Origin of the sequence: Hydrocoleum sp. CS-953 (assembly GCF_002260545.1) — a bacterium.
Lineage (GTDB): Bacteria > Cyanobacteriota > Cyanobacteriia > Cyanobacteriales > Microcoleaceae > Trichodesmium.
The window spans coordinates 1-2,178 of record NZ_LGSU01000102.1 but is presented as its reverse complement, the minus strand read 5'-3'; the positions used below and the strand labels follow the sequence as shown (position 1 = coordinate 2,178).

Genomic DNA, 2,178 nt, shown 5'->3' with positions numbered 1-2,178 from the left:
TTCTAAATCTAAATCTACAGCTACAACTTTACGACCTCGCATTGCTAAAATAGAAGCAACATGAGTTAATGCAGTAGTCCTTCCTACTCAAAATTTACCCGAAAACTCCCCCACTCCCCCACTCCCGTACGGGCGATTTCGTTTCCTGTGGAATGCTGCGCAAACCGAATGCTGTCGCTTTCCGCGTAATTACGAGCATTCCGTAGGAAATCGCCCCTACTCTCAATCTATAATTTTAAATATAGAACCCCTTAGGGGTTCTATATTTTCGGGCCGGTAGGAACAGGCATCCTGCCTGTCCCACTTATATTCATCCCGCCCTTGAGCAATGCCAGAAATAGGGTTTATCAAGTCAGATTTGATATCAAATCCGCTTAATTCGGTATAAAAAAATCTTCTATCTTCAGGCATTGCCAAATCTTCCTAGCTCTCCCCATCTCCCCATCTCCCCATCTCCCCACACTCTTTATCTAATTACACCGATACTACCGGATTTGATATCACTTACTTTACAGGATAAGACTATACCATAAGTATTGGCAAAAATTCCAAATTTGCTAGGGGTTTGGAGACCAAACCCCTACGAGGTATGAATTGTACCGATACTACTGGATTTGGCATTATACCAATTTTTAAAAGTCTTGCTATACTTAAAAGCTGTAAAAAATCAATTTCAAAAGAACTATTAATATAACAATATCATCATGCCAGATACAATCACAAAACTTACTTATCAAACATTTCAACAAAGCAAAACAGTGTTTGCTTTAGCTCATAAACAAATTTCTACTTATCTAAGAAATTTTATTTATCCCAACCTCCTGCTAAATACTCAGCCTTTGTCTCCTGAAATTCTTCAAAAAATGTACCAACGCATTGATTAAATTATCGAAAAAGATTTAGTAGATGCAGAAAAAGGCATATATTAAAATAATTCCGAAAANATCCCAACCTCCTGCTAAATACTCAGCCTTTGTCTCCTGAAATTCTTCAAAAAATGTACCAACGCATTGATTAAATTATCGAAAAAGATTTAGTAGATGCAGAAAAAGGCATATATTCAATTAATATTATCTTCGATAATCCATGGGCAGATTTTTTCAGTTATTATCCTAATGTTTGGCTAGATATGCCTAGTATTTGGGAAAGAATAAGAGAAAAAAAATATCAAGAATTTCCGCAAGAAATAGAGACTGAAAATTATCCTAATTATTATTTACAAAACTTCCATCATCAAACTGATGGTTACTTAAGCGAAATGTCTGCTAATCTTTATGATTTGCAGGTAGAACTTTTATTTAATGGTACTGCCGATGCCATGCGCAGGCGAATTTTAACTCCCTTAAAAATGGGATTAGAAAAATTGTTTTCTGGGGAAAAATTAGAGGCGATAACTTCCCAAAAAATACGAGTTTTAGACATAGCTTGTGGTACTGGCAGAACATTAAAATTTATTCGCGCCACCTTACCAAAAGCCTCTCTTTATGGTTTAGATTTATCACCTGATTACTTGAAAAAAGCGAATCAATTACTCTCTGAATACTTGGGATAATTACCTCAGCTTTTGCAAGGAAATGCAGAGAATTTACCTTTCCGAGAAAACTATTTTCAGGCAACAACTTGTGTTTTTACCTTCCATGAATTACCGCCAATGGTACGTCAAAAAGTCATAGAAGAAGCTTTTAGAGTCACTCAACCAGGAGGCGTTTTTGTCATTTGTGATTCGATTCAAGCCTCTGATGAACCTGATTTTGCGCCAATGTTAGAAAACTTTCCTGCAATGTTCCACGAACCTTATTATAAAAGTTACATTACAGATGATTTAGAAGAACGTTTAGAAAAAGCAGGCTTTATAAATATTGTCACCGAAGTTCATTTTGTCAGTAAATATTGGGTTAGTTATAAACCTAATATTTAATTCTGATAATAAAACTATAATTATGAATAGCTGATAACAAATTTATTCATATCAGCTATATCATCTAAAATCAAGCTCTATAGCAATCCTATTTTATTTATGTATAAAAATCTTACCGCTTTTAGGCAACAGGCAATAGGCAACAGACCGGAGCTTCAGTTTTTTTATCTACTTTTTGATTTCTCACAACTTATATCATGTTCGGATAATCAGTTATAAATAAAACTTCAGATCTGACAGTAGAGAAAAGATATTACACT

The 2,178-nt window shown here is 34.8% G+C and carries 1 protein-coding gene and 1 pseudogene; both read left to right on the top strand.

Features of this window, described 5'->3' with window-relative positions:
• Positions 1-704: 704 nt before the first annotated feature.
• Entirely contained in the window at positions 705-884 is a 180-nt protein-coding gene (locus tag AFK68_RS00640; RefSeq protein ID WP_094670824.1) for a hypothetical protein, read from the top strand.
• Positions 885-1,129: 245 nt separating this feature from the next.
• Positions 1,130-1,918, top strand: a pseudogene (locus tag AFK68_RS00635) (class I SAM-dependent methyltransferase).
• The last annotated feature ends 260 nt before the right edge of the window (positions 1,919-2,178 follow it).